Source organism: Stenotrophomonas sp. 220_Sma (genome assembly GCF_056487375.1).
The window spans coordinates 4,836,701-4,851,120 of the sequence record NZ_CM151348.1 but is presented as its reverse complement, the minus strand read 5'-3'; the positions used below and the strand labels follow the sequence as shown (position 1 = coordinate 4,851,120).

General features: G+C 67.7%; 12 protein-coding genes and 1 pseudogene. 8 read left to right on the top strand and 5 right to left on the bottom strand.

From position 1 onward, the window contains the following. Nucleotide 1 precedes the first annotated feature (1 nt). From rsmG to ACZLIB_RS22515, 8 genes are all read left to right on the top strand, one after another. Nucleotides 2-640: a 16S rRNA (guanine(527)-N(7))-methyltransferase RsmG gene (gene rsmG, locus ACZLIB_RS22550; RefSeq protein ID WP_012512505.1), complete on the top strand. Its 639-nt coding sequence runs from the start codon at nucleotides 2-4 to the stop codon at nucleotides 638-640. Nucleotides 641-752: 112 nt separating this feature from the next. After that, on the top strand, nucleotides 753-1,550 hold the full coding sequence (locus tag ACZLIB_RS22545; RefSeq protein ID WP_478468801.1) for a ParA family protein: 798 nt from the start codon (nucleotides 753-755) through the stop codon (nucleotides 1,548-1,550). After that, the gene (locus ACZLIB_RS22540) at nucleotides 1,550-2,473 is read left to right on the top strand and encodes a ParB/RepB/Spo0J family partition protein (RefSeq protein ID WP_008267278.1); all 924 of its coding nucleotides are present in this window, start codon (nucleotides 1,550-1,552) and stop codon (nucleotides 2,471-2,473) included. The genes ACZLIB_RS22545 and ACZLIB_RS22540 overlap by 1 nt, the downstream gene beginning before the upstream one ends. A 126-nt stretch (nucleotides 2,474-2,599) precedes the next feature. Further along, the gene (locus ACZLIB_RS22535; RefSeq protein ID WP_032128474.1) at nucleotides 2,600-3,340 is read left to right on the top strand and encodes a suppressor of fused domain protein; all 741 of its coding nucleotides are present in this window, start codon (nucleotides 2,600-2,602) and stop codon (nucleotides 3,338-3,340) included. A 46-nt stretch (nucleotides 3,341-3,386) separates the two neighbouring features. Then, nucleotides 3,387-4,352, top strand: coding sequence for an NAD-dependent epimerase/dehydratase family protein (locus tag ACZLIB_RS22530; protein ID WP_049424262.1), 966 nt, complete (start codon nucleotides 3,387-3,389; stop codon nucleotides 4,350-4,352). 89 nt (nucleotides 4,353-4,441) lie between these two features. Further along, entirely contained in the window at nucleotides 4,442-5,164 is a 723-nt protein-coding gene (locus tag ACZLIB_RS22525; protein ID WP_005420380.1) for a glycosyltransferase family 2 protein, read from the top strand. Then, entirely contained in the window at nucleotides 5,164-5,511 is a 348-nt protein-coding gene (locus ACZLIB_RS22520; RefSeq protein ID WP_005414908.1) for a lipid-A-disaccharide synthase N-terminal domain-containing protein, read from the top strand. The genes ACZLIB_RS22525 and ACZLIB_RS22520 overlap by 1 nt, the downstream gene beginning before the upstream one ends. A 258-nt stretch (nucleotides 5,512-5,769) precedes the next feature. Next, on the top strand, nucleotides 5,770-7,542 hold the full coding sequence (locus tag ACZLIB_RS22515; RefSeq protein WP_478468800.1) for a DUF885 domain-containing protein: 1,773 nt from the start codon (nucleotides 5,770-5,772) through the stop codon (nucleotides 7,540-7,542). Nucleotides 7,543-7,675: 133 nt separating this feature from the next. On the opposite strand, the gene ACZLIB_RS22510 is transcribed toward ACZLIB_RS22515, so the two are convergent. The 5 genes and pseudogenes from ACZLIB_RS22510 to ACZLIB_RS22490 form a co-directional block, all read right to left on the bottom strand. After that, the gene (locus tag ACZLIB_RS22510; RefSeq protein WP_478468799.1) at nucleotides 7,676-10,885 is read right to left on the bottom strand and encodes an efflux RND transporter permease subunit; all 3,210 of its coding nucleotides are present in this window, start codon (nucleotides 10,883-10,885) and stop codon (nucleotides 7,676-7,678) included. 10 nt (nucleotides 10,886-10,895) lie between these two features. Then, a complete protein-coding gene (locus ACZLIB_RS22505) occupies nucleotides 10,896-12,101 on the bottom strand; it encodes an efflux RND transporter periplasmic adaptor subunit (protein ID WP_423163526.1) in 1,206 nt (401 codons plus the stop codon). Beyond that, nucleotides 12,098-13,351, bottom strand: a complete 1,254-nt coding sequence (locus ACZLIB_RS22500) for a TolC family protein (RefSeq protein WP_032130522.1) — start codon at nucleotides 13,349-13,351, stop codon at nucleotides 12,098-12,100. The genes ACZLIB_RS22505 and ACZLIB_RS22500 overlap by 4 nt, the downstream gene beginning before the upstream one ends. A 56-nt stretch (nucleotides 13,352-13,407) precedes the next feature. Continuing rightward, nucleotides 13,408-13,749 carry a hypothetical protein gene (locus tag ACZLIB_RS22495; RefSeq protein ID WP_164080026.1) on the bottom strand — a complete coding sequence of 114 codons (342 nt, stop codon included), beginning with the start codon at nucleotides 13,747-13,749 and terminating at the stop codon, nucleotides 13,408-13,410. A gap of 199 nt (nucleotides 13,750-13,948) precedes the next feature. Next, nucleotides 13,949-14,035: pseudogene (locus ACZLIB_RS22490) on the bottom strand (RidA family protein); the annotation flags it as partial. Nucleotides 14,036-14,420: the final 385 nt, after the last annotated feature.

Below are 14,420 nucleotides of genomic sequence, written 5' to 3'. Positions count from 1 at the left end.
CATGAGCGAACACCCACTTCCCGCCAGCGTGGCTGCCACGCTGGAACAGGGCCTGGCCAGCATGGGCCTGGACGCCGCGCTGGCGCCGCCGCTGCTGCGCTACCTGGCCCTGCTGCACCGCTGGAACGGCACCTACAACCTCACCGCAATCCGCGACCCGCAGGAGATGGTCACCCGTCACCTGCTCGACTCGCTGGCGATGCAGCCGTTCGTGGCTGACGGCAGCCTGGCCGACCTCGGCACCGGCCCCGGCTTGCCTGGCATCCCGCTGGCGATCGCCTGCCCGGGCCTGCAGGTCACTCTGGTGGAGAGCAACGGCAAGAAGGCGCGCTTCATGCGCGAGGCCGTGCGCCAGCTCGGTCTGGGCAATGCCCGCGTGGCCGAATCGCGCGCCGAGGCGCTGGACGAAGCTGGCCACTACGACCAGCTGACCGCGCGTGCGATGGACACCCTGGCCGGCATCGTCCGCGTCGGTGGCCATCTGTTGCGCCCCGGCGGCGTGCTGTTGGCCATGAAGGGCGTCTACCCGCATGAAGAGATCGCGGAGCTGCCGGCTGGCTGGCAGGTGCGCGAGGTGACCCCGCTGAGCGTGCCCGGCCTGGCCGGCGAACGCCACCTGGTCACTGTTACAGGTCCCTGATTCCCGTCGCCAGCCCCTTGTGGAACAAGAGGTTGGCGATCCACGATTTCCGCAAGGGCCCGGTTGTACGCATAATGACCGGTCCCAGCACACGTCGACGAGGCACACCCGCATGGCCCGCATCATCGCCATCGCCAACCAGAAGGGTGGCGTCGGCAAGACCACGACCGCCGTCAACCTGGCCGCTTCCCTGGCCAACGCACCCAAGCGCGTGCTGTTGGTCGACCTGGATTCGCAGGGCAACGCGACCATGGGCAGTGGCGTGGACAAGCGCGAGCTGGTCTCCTCCACCTACGATCTGCTGCTGGGCGAGTCCAGCGCCGCCGATGTGCGCGTGCAGACCGCCGAAGGCTACGACCTGCTGCCGGGTAACATCGACCTGACTGCGGCCGAGATCCAGCTGATGGCGCAGAGCGAGCGCGAGCAGCGCCTGAAGCGCGCGCTGGCACCGATCCGCGACGAGTACGACTACATCCTGATCGACTGCCCGCCGGCGCTGTCGCTGCTGACGCTCAACGCGCTGGCCGCCGCCGATTCGGTGATCGTACCGATGCAGTGCGAGTACTACGCACTGGAAGGCCTGAGCGCGCTGGTGGAAACCATCGAAGCGCTGCGTGCCAACCTCAACCCGGCGCTGGAGATCGAAGGCGTGCTGCGCACCATGTTCGATGTGCGCAACAACCTGGCCAACGCGGTCTCGGCCGAGCTCACCGAGCACTTCGGCGACCGCGTGTTCCGCACCATCGTGCCGCGCAACGTGCGCCTGGCCGAGGCACCCAGCCATGGCCAGAGCATCGTCGGCTACGACCGTGCCTCGCGCGGTGGCGTGGCCTACCTGGGCCTGGCCGGCGAGATCATCCGCCGCAACAACGAACGCAACAAGGCCGCCAAGGCCGTGGAGACCGCCTGATGACCAGCAGCAAGCCGGCAGCCAAGAAGCGAGGCCTCGGCCGTGGCCTGGATGCCCTGCTCGGTCCCAAGGGGGCGGTCAGCCAGGTGCAGGCCACCACTGCGGTGATCGAGCCGCTGCCGGGTGAGGTGCTGCGCAAGCTGGCCGTCGGCCAGCTGCAGCCGGGCAAGTACCAGCCGCGCCGCGAGATGGACGAGGGCAAGCTCTCCGAGCTGGCTGATTCGATCAAGTCGCAGGGCGTGATCCAGCCGATCCTGGTGCGCCAGCTGCCGGCGGGCAACTACGAGATCGTCGCCGGTGAACGCCGTTGGCGCGCATCGCAGCTGGCCGGCCTGGACGAAGTGCCGGTGGTGGTGCGCGAGCTGGAAGACCGCACCGTCATCGCGATGGCGCTGATCGAGAACATCCAGCGCGAAGACCTCAACCCGCTGGAAGAAGCCGAAGCGCTGCAGCGCCTGATCAGCGAATTCACCCTGACCCATGCCGAGGCTGCCGAGGCCGTCGGCCGCTCGCGTGCGGCGGTGTCCAACCTGCTGCGCCTGCTGGAGCTGCCGGTGGCAATCCGCCTGCTGCTGGAAACCCGCCGCCTGGAAATGGGCCATGCCCGCGCGCTGCTGACCCTGGCCCCCGAGCTGGCTGGCAAGCTGGCGCAGGAAGCGGCCGATGAAGGCTGGTCGGTGCGCGAGGTCGAGCGCCGTGCGCAGGCCTTCGCCGCCGGCAAGGTGCCGAGCAACCGCCCGGTGGCGACGCCGAAGGTGCAGCAGGCCGACATCGCCTCGCTGGAAACCGAACTGTCCGAAGCACTGGGTGCCAAGGTGGCGATCAACCACGGCCGCGGTGGCAAGGGCAAGCTGATCATCCACTACACCGATCTGGATACCCTGGACGGCGTGCTGGAAAAGCTGCGTACGCGCCAGGGCTGAGCCCGGCGCAGCGCCAGGGGGTGCGGCCTGTTCCCGCCGCGTCCTGCAGATGACAGGGAACGCACCGCCGCGCGTGCCGGGGGATGCACTGCTCTCCGGTCCGTGGCCTCATCCAGGGAACAGGACATGAGCAACGAATACGAGTACGAGGACGTCAGCCCGGACGGTACCCAGATACTGAGGCACCGGCGCGAAAAGGACTTTGTGCTCGCCATCGGCGAAGAGCAGCACATCGAAGCGATCAGCGGCCATATCGAGCGCCATCTCGGACCGATCGCCACGGTCCTGCACGAACTCATTTCCGACCTGGTGCACATTGACGTGCACGTGGTGCCGGCCAATGACCACTGCCCGTACCTGCGCCTGGTCACCTCCGGCATGAGCGACCTGCCGATGACCGTGCCCGCCGACGTGGACGCGGATGTGCCGCGCTACATGGAGCTGATGGTGACCCTGCCGGCCGACTGGCCGATGTCCCAGGACGCTTTCGAGGACGAGCGCAATTACTGGCCGGTGCGCCTGCTGAAGGGCATGGCGCGGCTGCCGCACGAGTACGACACGTGGCTGGGCTTCGGCCACACCATTCCCAACGGCCATCCCAGCGAGCCTTATGCGCCCGGAGCAGGCTTCGACGGTGCCATCGTGCTGATGCCGGTGACTGCTCCGGAGGACTTCGCCACGCTGGAGCTGGAGGATGGCAGGACCATCAGCTTCATGAGCCTGGTTCCGCTGTATCCGGAAGAGATGGACCTGAAGCTGAAGAAGGGCGCCGACGCCCTGCTCGACCGCTTCGATGCGAAGCAGATCAACGATGTGATCGAGCCGGGCCGGGTCAACGTCGCCAGGAAGCGTTTCGGTTTGTTCTGAGACCGGTAACATCAGGGGCCTGAATTTCTGCTTCCGGGCCCCTGCCATGACCATCCTGCTTACCGGCGCTGCCGGCTTCATCGGTGCCTACACCGCCCGCGCGCTGCTGGAGGCGGGCCAGCCGGTGGTCGGCCTGGACAACTTCAACGACTACTACGACCCGCAGATCAAGCGCGACCGCGTGGCCGCGCTGTGCCCGACGCTGGACCTGCGCACCCTGGACCTGACCGACCAGCAGGGCCTGGCTGCGCTGTTCGACGAGGTGAAGCCGACCGCGGTGATCCATCTGGCTGCACAGGCGGGCGTGCGCTATTCGCTGGAAAATCCGCAGGCCTACGTCGACAGCAACCTGGTCGGCTTCGTCAACATGCTCGAGCTGTGCCGCCACCGTGGCGTGCAGCATCTGGTGTATGCGTCGAGCAGCTCGGTCTACGGTGATTCGGCCACGCCGCCGTTCTCCGAGGACCAGCGCGTGGACCAGCCGCGCTCGCTGTATGCGGCCACCAAGGCGGCCAACGAGCTGATGGCCTACACCTACGCGCAGCTGTACGGCCTGCATGCCACCGGCCTGCGCTTCTTCACCGTGTATGGCCCGTGGGGCCGGCCGGACATGGCACCGTTGCTGTTCTCGCGCGCGGTGCTGGCCGGGCGGCCGATCGACGTGTTCAACGAAGGCCGCATGCAGCGCGACTTCACACATGTCTCCGACATCGTGTCCGGTATTCTCGGCGCGCTCGCGCATCCGGCCGATGGTCCGGTACCGCACCGGGTGTTCAACCTCGGCAACCATACGCCGGTCGAGCTGGAGCGCTTCATCAGCGTGATCGAGCAGGCCGCCGGTCGCCCCGCGCAGAAGGTCTACAAGCCGATGCAGCCGGGCGACATGGTGCGCACGATGGCCGATACCCGGCGCGCCCATGACGCATTCGGCTTCGACGCGGTGACCCCGATCGAAGCTGGGTTGCCCCCCGTCGTGCAGTGGTGCCGCGAGTATTTTGGCGACCGCGCCTGAGGAGGGATCCTCACACAGCCGGATTCATCTTCGGATAACCTCGGCTTCGGAGAATGCGCGGTCTTTGTCCCCCTTTGGCCGAGTGCCTTATGAGCCAACCCGAGCTTTCCGTTGTCGTCCCGGTGTTCAACGAACGCGACAATGTCGCCCCGCTGGTTGCCGAAATCACCGCCGCACTGCGTGGACGGCTTCCGTTCGAGATCGTCTACATCGACGACCACTCGCGCGATGACACCCTGGCGGTGCTGCAGGGCCTGAAGGCGACCACCCCGGAACTGCGCGTGCTGCACCATGTGAACCAGAGCGGGCAGAGCACCGCCGTGCGCACCGGCGTCAAGCACGCACGTGCGCCGTGGATCGCGACCCTGGATGGTGACGGGCAGAACGATCCGGCCGACATTCCCAAGCTGCTGGCGGCGCGCGATGCGGCCGAGGCGCAGGTGAAGCTGTTTGCCGGCTGGCGCGTCAACCGCCAGGACAGCGGCAGCAAGCGCTGGGCCAGCAAGTGGGCCAATGCCATCCGTGCACGCATGCTGCGCGACGATACGCCCGATACCGGCTGCGGCATCAAGCTGTTCGAGCGCAGCGCGTTCCTCGACCTGCCCTACTTCGACCACATGCACCGCTACCTGCCGGCGCTGATGCAGCGCGCCGGCTGGAAGACCACCAGCGTGCCGGTCAACCACCGCCACCGTACCGCCGGTGTCTCCAAGTACAACAACCTCGGCCGCGCCCTGGTCGGCATCCGTGACCTGCGTGGCGTGGCCTGGCTGATCACCCGCAGCAAGCGCACCGCGGTGGAGGAGCGTTGATGGATCTGGAGCTGCACTGGCTCGACCAGCCGCTGACCTGGTTGTACTGGACCGGCCTGCATGTGACCGGCTGGAAGCTGATCGGCTATACCGGCGCGCTGATGTTCGGGGGCCGCTGGCTGGTCCAGTTCATCGCCTCCAAGCGTGCGGGCAAGCCGGTGATCCCACGCCTGTTCTGGTACATGAGCGTGGTCGGCAGCCTGATGACGCTGAGCTACTTCCTGTTCTCGGCCAAGCAGGACTCGGTGGGCGTGCTGCAGAACCTGTTCCCGGCGTTCACCGCGCTGTACAGCCTGCAGCTGGACATCAAGCACCGGGGCTGGAAGCGGGACAAGGCCAGCCACTAAGGTCTTCGGGGCCTCATCCGGTAGCTGCCGAGCTTGGTCGGCGCTGGGTTTGGGGGCCAACCAAGGTTGGCCGCTACCGGAGCCCCGGTCTGCCACGCTACGGTAGATGCCGACCTTGGTCGGCGCTGGGGTTGGGGGGCCAACCAAGGTTGGCCGCTACCGGGGCCCCGGTCTGCTGCGCAGGCAGGACCTTCGTCCCATGCCACGGGCCGTGGGCGGTGCCATCATCGGGGTCTGCCTTCCCGGGAACCTGTGCTCGTGAAAACCCGTCTTGCCGTTGCCCTGCTGCTCGCCCTGTCCACCCCCGCCATGGCCCTGGCCGCGCCGCCCGCCGCCGCCGCACCGGCCAGCGTGGCCACCGAATCGCCCGCCGATGCCGCCTTCCGCGCGCTGTACGAGAAGGAATGGAAGTGGCGCCAGGAGGGCGGCGGCGAGGCCAGCGAGGACGAGGACGCGCCAGCCAACGCCACCCGCATGCCCGACGTCGGCCCGGCCGCGCAGCAGGCGCGCCTGAAGGTGTGGGACGAGACCCTGGCTGCACTGAAGAAGATCGACCCGAAGACGCTCTCGCCCGACAACCAGATCAACTACGCGATCTACCGCGATCAGGTGTTCAACCTGGCCGAAGAAGTGCGCCTGCGTGGCTACGAGATGCCGTTCAACGCCGACTCCTCGTTCTGGTCCAACCTGTCCTTCATGGCCCGGCGCGAGATGAAGACCGCGCAGGATTACCAGAACTACATCGCCCGCCTGAACGATGTGCCGCGCTACTTCGGCCAGCAGACCGAAAACATGCGCGCCGGCCTCAAACGCGGCTTCAGCGTGCCGCGTGCCGTGCTCGATGGTCGCGAGGTGTCCATCGCCACCGTTGCCGAACTGAAGGACCCGACCGAATCGCCGCTGTACGCACCGTTCAAGAAGCTGCCCAACAGCATTCCGGCCGCAGAGCAGGCCAGGCTGCAGGCGCAGGCGCGCGAAGCGATCAGTGGCAAGGTCGTGCCGGCGTTCCAGCAGCTGCGCACCTTCTTCGTCAACGAATACGTGCCGCAGGCGCGCACCACGCTGGCCGCCGAAGCGATGCCGGGCGGCAAGGCGTACTACAAGCAGCAGATCCACGAATACACCACGCTGGACCTGTCGCCGGACGAGATCCACCGCATCGGTCTGGATGAAGTTGCACGCATCCAGAAGGAAATGAACGACATCATCAAGCAGGTGAAGTTCAAGGGCAGCTTCGCCGAGTTCCTGACCTTCCTGCGCACCGATCCGCAGTTCTATGCGAAGACGCCGGAAGAGCTGCTGTCGCGCGCCGCATGGATCTCCAAGCGGGCCGATGGCCAGCTGGGCAAGTACATGACGCTGCCGCGCGCGCGCTTCACCATCGTGCCGGTGCCGCCGGACATCGCGCCGTTCTGGACCGCCGGCCGCGGTGGCATGGGCACCTACTGGCTCAACACCTACAACCTGCCGTCGCGCCCGCTGTACAACCTGCCGGCGCTGACCCTGCATGAGTCCGATCCGGGTCACGCGCTGCAGGGTGCCATTGCCGCCGAGCAGAAGAACCTGCCCGAGTTCCGCCGCAACGCCTATATTTCCGCTTATGGCGAAGGCTGGGCGCTGTACTGCGAGAAGCTGGGCGTGGAAATGGGCATCTACGAAACCCCGTACGAGGATTTCGGCCGCCTGACCTACGAGATGTGGCGCGCCACGCGCCTGGTGATCGACACCGGCGTGCACAGCAAGGGCTGGAGCCGCGAGCAGGCCTTGGCCTACCTGCGTGACCACACCGCGCTGAGCGAGCATGAAGTGACCACCGAAGTGGACCGCTACATTTCCTGGCCGGGCCAGGCGCTGAGCTACAAGCTGGGCGAAATCGCCATCGTGCGCCTGCGCGCGCAGGCCGAGAAGGAGCTGGGCGACAAGTTTGACATCAAGGGCTTCCACGACACCCTGCTCAAGCAGGGCTCGGTGCCGCTGCCGGTGCTGGAACAGCAGATCCAGGCCTACATCGCCGAACGCAAGAAGGCCTGACCGTGCAAGGGTAGTGCCGGCCGCTGGCCGGCAACCCGCATGCACCGCAAACGTTCGACATTGCCGGCCAGCGGCCGGCACTACCAGGGATCGGAAAACGGGGTCGGATCGCACGATCCGACCCCGTGGTCTTTCAGCCCACCGCCCTTGGCTTGGCCACCCGCGCCGCGAAGGTCGGCAGCACCAGCAGGGTCAGCACGGTGGCGGTGATCAGGCCACCGATCACCACCGTGGCCAGCGGCTTCTGCACTTCCGCACCGGAACCGCTGGCGATCGCCATCGGAATGAAGCCGACGATCGCCACCAGCGCCGTGGTCAGCACCGCGCGGATGCGGCTGGAGGCGCCGTTGATCGCCGCCTGCAGCGGCGGGTCACCGGCATCCAGGCGCTCACGGATCGCCTGCATCAGCACCAGGCCGTTCAAGGTGGCCACGCCGGAGACGGCGATGAAGCCGACCGCCGCCGACACCGAGAACGGCATGCCACGCAGCAGCAGCGCGAGGATGCCGCCGACCAGCGCCAACGGCACGCAGCTGAACACCAGAATGGCTTCCTTGCCGCTGCGCAGCGCCATGAACAGCAGGCTGCCGATCAGCAGGAATACCACCGGTACCACCGTCGCCAGCCGCTTTTCCGCGCGCTGCAGGTTCTCGAACTGGCCACCCCAGGTCAGGTAGGCACCCGGCGGCAGTGCCACGTCGGCCACCGCTGCCTGCGCTTCGCCGACGAAGCCGCCCAGGTCGCGGCCACGCACGTTGGCCTGTACCACCACGCGGCGGCTGCCGTTGTTGCGGCTGATCTGGTTCGGTCCTTCGCTGACCGTGATGCGCGCGACCGACGACAGCGGAATCACCAGGCCCGCAGGCGTGGCAATCGGCAGCGAAGCCAGCTGGTCCGGATCGTTGCGCGAGGCATCGTCCAGGCGCACCACCACGTTGAAGCGGCGGTCGCCTTCGAAGATCTTGCCGGCCGCCGTGCCACCAATGCCGGTGGACAGCGCATCACTCACGTCCGCGGCAGTCAGGCCGTACTGCGCCGCCGCCACGTGGTCGATGGCCACATTGAGCGTGGGCAGGCCGGAGATCTGTTCCACCCGCACGTCGGCCGCACCGTTCACCGCACGCAGCTTCAACGCCACCTGGTCGGCCACTTTCTGCAGCTGGCTGAAGTCATCGCCGAAGATCATTACCGCCAGGTCGGTACGCACGCCGGAGATCAGTTCGTTGAAGCGCAGTTCGATCGGCTGGCTGAACTCGAAGCTGTTGCCCAGCTGCTGCCCGGCCAGCTTCTCGAAGCGTGCCACCAGTGCATCCTTGCCCAGCTTCGGATCCGGCCAGTCCTTGCGCGGCTTGAGCACGATCACGCTGTCGGAAATGTTGGTCGGCATCGGATCGATCGCCGCCTCGGCGGTACCGGTGCGTGAGAACACGGTTTCCACTTCCGGCTGTTTGGCAATCGCCTTTTCCAGCGCCAGCTGCATCGCCAGCGACTGCTCCAGCGACGTCGACGGCACGCGCAGGGCCTGCATCGCCACGTTGCCTTCGTCCAGCGTCGGCATGAACTCGCGGCCCAGCAGCGAGAACGAGCCGATGCCCACCACCACCATCATCACCGCACCGGCCAGCACCGTGCGCGGATGCGCCACGGCTTTGCGCACCACTGGTTCGATGCGCGCACGCAGCACGCGGATCAGCTTGGTTTCGTGCTCGCCATCGTCAGCATGTGCATCGCCGTCCTTCACCTTCGGCTCGCGCACCAGCAGTGCGGCCATCGCCGGCACGAAGGTGAAGGAGAAGATGAAGGCACCGATCAGGGCCAGCATGAACGTGGCCGCCATCGGGTGGAACGTCTTGCCCTCCACGCCTTCCAGGGTAAGGATCGGCGCGAACACCAGCAGGATGATCAGCTGCCCGAAGGCCGCAGGGCGCGCCATCTTCATCGCCGAATCGGCGGCCACGCGCAGGCGTTCCATCGCGGTCAACGCACGGCCCAGTTCGGCGCGGCGCTGGCCCAGCATCAGCAGCGTCGACTCGACCACGATCACCGCACCGTCCACCAGGATGCCGAAGTCCAGCGCACCCAGGCTCATCAGGTTGCCGCTGATGCCGAAGCGGTTCATGCCGATCACCGCGAAGAGGAACGACAGCGGAATGACCAGCGCGGTGATCGTTGCCGCACGCAGGTTGCCCAGCAGCAGGAACAGCACCACCACCACCAGCAGTGCGCCCTCGGTGAGGTTCTTGGCCACGGTCTTGATGGTGGAATTGACCAGCACGCTGCGGTCCAGCACCGGTGCTGCCACGATGTCGGCCGGCAGCGACTTGTTTACCTGTTCCAGGCGCGCCGCAGCTGCCTGCGCCACGGTGCGGCTGTTGCCGCCGGCGATCATCAGCGCGGTGCCGAGTACGGCTTCGTGGCCGTTGCGGCTGGCCGCACCCAGGCGCGGTGCGCGGCTCAGGTCGACGTCGGCCACATCGGCCACGCGTACCACCACGCCATTGCGGGTGGCTACCGGGGCCTGTGCCAGATCGTCGGTGGTCAGCGCCAGGCCGTCAGCACGTACCACCAGGCCCTCGCCGGCACGCTGCACGAAACCGGCACCGGCCTGCACGTTGGAACGCTGCAGGGCAGTGACCAGGTCGGCCAGGCCGAGGCCGTGCGCGGCCAGCTTGGCGCTGTCCGGATGCACGCCGTATTCCTTGACGTAGCCGCCGACCGTATCGACGCCGGCCAGCCCCGGGCTGGAACGCATCTGCGGCGCGATGATCCAGTCCTGCACGGTGCGCAGGTAGGTGGCACGTTCTTCCGGCGTGCGAAGCAGGTTGCCTTCCGGCGTGCGGTAGACCTCGCCGGCCTGCCAACCCGCTTCACCGGGCTTGGCCAGCTTGGCCGGATCGAACGCGGTGAAGTCCACCGTCCACATCAGTACCTCGCCGAGGCCGGTGGTGACCGGCGACAGCATCGGCGACGCGCCATCGGGCAGGTCTTCCGATGCCTCGCGCATGCGTTCGGCCACCTGCTGGCGGGCGAAGTAGATGTCGGTGGCATCAGTGAAGATCGCGGTGACCTGCGAGAAGCCATTGCGCGACAGCGAACGCGTGGTGGTCAGGCCGGGAATGCCGGCCAGCGCGGTTTCCAGCGGGTAGGTCACCTGCCGTTCGATCTGCTCCGGGGTCAGTGCAGGTGCCACCGTGTTGATCTGCACCTGGCGGTTGGTGATGTCCGGCACCGCGTCGATCGGCAGCTTGCCCAGCTGGAACAGGCCCACGGCGGCGATCAGCGCCGCCAGGAACACCACCAGCCAGCGGTGCCGAACCGCTGTTTCAATGATCAGCTTGAACATGGTCGCCTCCTCAGTGGCCGTGCTCGGCTTCGCCCTTGGCCAGTTCGGCCTTGAGCAGGAAGGCGTTGGCACCGACGATGCGCTCGTTGCCGGTCAGCCCACCGAGGATCTCAATGCGGTCACCAGCACGACGGCCAGCCAGCACCGGCTGCGCCTTGAAGCCGCCTTCGACAGCGACGAACACCGCACTGCCGCCATCGACGTTCTGCACCGCATCGGCCGGCACGCTGAGCGAGCCGTCCTGGCCTTCGGTGACCACCACCGCCGATACCGGAGAACCGGCCGGCGGCAGCGAAGCGTCCACCGGCGTGGCACGGATCACCGCGACGCCGCCCTGCTGGCGGACATCGGCGGCCGACCCGGTGACGGTGGCGGTGAAGCTGCCACCCGGCACGCTCACTTCCAGCTTCATGCCCGGCGTGACCTGCGCGGCCAGCGCCGGCGGTGCGGTGAACACCAGCTCGTTCATCGTCGGGTCGGCGACGTCGGCCACCGCGCTGCCGGCGGCGACCACGCCACCCGGGGTGACCTGCACGTTGCCGACGATGCCGGCTACCGGGCTGGTGATGCGCACGCGACCGCTGCTGTCCGGCGAACCGTTGGCGGCGGCTTGGGCCTGCGCGGCGGCGGCCTGGGCCTGTGCCGCCAGCGAACGTGCGCGCGAGGTTTCCATTTCCTGGCGGGCGACCACGCCCTGGTCGACCAGCGCCTTGTCGCGGCCATAGGCCAGGCGCGCGGCTTCTGCTTCGGCCGAGGCGGCCAGCGCATTGGCGCGGAACACCGCGGCCTCGCCACTGACCACGATGGCCAGTGCCTGGTTCTGCTTCACCGCCGTGCCCGGCGCGACCAGCACGCGCTCGACGCGGCCGGTCACCGTGGAGGCAACCGAAGCGCGGGCGCCCACGGTGGGCTCGACCCTGCCGGACAGCCGGGTCGAGCCACCGCCACCGCGACCGATCGCGACCACTTCGATACCGGAGGCCTTGATCTGTTCCTGGGTCAGCTGCACCACGCCTTCATCGGCGTCGGCGGGGGCTTTGGCGGTTTCCGCCTTGGCCTCCTTGCTGTCGGCGGCATGGCCGTGGCCATCGTCGGTGCCGGCCTTGGCCGCAGCGGGGTCTTCATTGGCAGGCGTCTGCGCGTTGCCAGCGCAGCCGGCCAGCAGCATGGTCAGCAGCACGCCGCCGATCAGCGGGAAAGTACGGGAGAGAGTCATTTGGCCTCCACAAAAGGTGCGCGCCCCTCAAGGCGGGCAAGATCGATTTCGGCGCCGACGCGCGACAGGCGCGCATCCACGGCGGTGCCGCGGGCGGCGATGAGGGCGCTGCGCGTGCTGCGCAGTTCCAGCTGCGAGATGCGTCCGGCGTCGAAGCCGACGCGGGCCAGGCGATACGCCTCTTCGGCGGCGACCACGCTTTCATCGGCGGCGCGGGTCCGGCTTCCGGCGGCTTTCAGTCCGGCTACGGCGGAGAGACGTGCCGCCTCGCTGTCGCGGCGCTGCTGGTCCAGGCGGGCCTCGGCCGCGCGCTGGTCGGCATTGGCGGCGCGGATGCCCCCGCGGTTGCGGTCGAACAGCGGGATGCTGAGGCTGACCCCGAGGTTGTAGGCACGCTCGCCGCCTTCGCGGAAGCGGGTCTGTGCGGCGGTGACACTGAGGTCGGGCAGGGCGCGCTTGCGCTCCACGTCGACCAGCTTGCCGGCCGCATCGGCTTCGGCTTCGGCGATGCGCACCGCCAGTGCCACGTCGGTGGCGCCACGCGGCAGCGGCGGGGCCCGGTCGAGCAGGCTGTCGTCGATCGACTGCACCGGCGCATCCAGCAGCGCGGCACCGGCCAGGCGGGCCAGCGCGGCATCGCGGAAGGCCTGTGCCTCATCCAGTGAAGCACTGGCGTTGGCCACTTCGCTCTGCGCCTGCACCGCACGGAGCTGCGGTTCGCGGCCCTGCTTGACCATCGCGTTGACGGCGTTGGCGTCATCGCGGGTGAGGGTCAGTGCTTCTTCGGCCAGGGTGTAGCGGCGCAGTGCGCTTTCCGCCTGTGCGTAGACCACCGCCAGCTGGCTGGCCACGTCGCTGCGGCTTTGGGCACCACGCAGGTTGGCGGCCTGTGCCTCGGCGCGGGCGGCACGGACACGCGCGCCACGCTGGCCCCAGACCTCCAGCGGCTGGGACAGGGTGAGCACGGTATCGGCCTTGCCCATGCCGCCATAGGAGCCGGTGCCCCAGGCGTTTTCGGCGGAGTAGGAGAGGGAAGGATTGGGCAACGCACGGGCCTGGTCGGCACGCGCATCGGCGGCCTCGGCCAGTGCCGTACCCACACGGGTACCGGGCAGCTGGTCCAGGCGTTCAAGCAGGGTGTCGTAGGAGGGGGCGGCTTGCGCCGACGCCTGCATTGCCGGGGCAAGGCCCAGCAGTACAGCGACGACCAGCCCGGCCGCGCGCGGCGACCGAGGTGTCAGGATCGACATAGGGGGATTCCGGTTGTGAGTGAAACGGGAGCCCGCGATTGCGGGACGCGCTCAACTCACGCCCGGGGGGGACGCGTCAATTCATCCTGGGCGACCGCATAGGTCGCCACGTCGCCGGTATTCATCCAGCGCGCCGGCAGCGGCGTACCGAAGGCGGCGAAATCGTTCGCCGGCAGGCTCAGCGTGGAGTGGTGGCAGTGGTTATGCGTGCAGGCACCCGTGTGCTTGCTGTCGCTGTCGCTGTCACCGCCTGCGTCGTCCGCGAGGGATTCGACATGGGCGCTGCTGGCATGCGGTTCCACCGCACACACCAGTGCGTCGGCCACCGGCACGACCACGAATGCCGCCATCAGCAGCATCATCAGGTACGTACGCAGTTGGCGGGTGATCCGGCGCATGGAGGGGAGGCTAGCAAGCGGTTTTCGCCGGATACAATATCAATGGTGACCTCGGGAATTCGTCGGAACCTCCCGTTCAGGTGCGCCGGGCACGCCAGCTCTGGCAGGTGCCGACCTCCTGCCCTGGTGGGTGTCGACCTTGGTCGACACGCTTTTCGACCTCCGACACATTGCCGGCCAGCGGCCGGCACTACCCGTATCACGGCAGCTCCGCGATCACCTTGATCTCGAACTGGAACCCGTACAGCCAGGTCACGCCGACTGCCCTGGTAGGTGTCGACCTTGGTCGACACGCTTTTCGACCCCCGACACCTTGCTGCCGGCCGGCGGCCGGCACTACCGGTCTGCAGGCAGCTTCGCGATCACCTTGATCTCAAACTGGAACCCATACAGCCAGGTCACGCCGACTGCCCTGGTAGGTGTCGACCTTGGTCGACACGCTTTTCGACCTCCGACACATTGCCGGCCAGCGGCCGGCACTACCCGTATCACGGCAGCTTCGCGATCACCTTGATCTCGAACTGGAACCCGTACAGCCAGGTCACGCCGACTGTCCTGGTAGGTGTCGACCTTGGTCGACACGCCTTTCGACCTCCGACACATTGCCGGCCAGCGGCCGGCAATGCCCGTATCACGGCAGCTCCGCGATCACCTTGATCTCGAACTGGAAC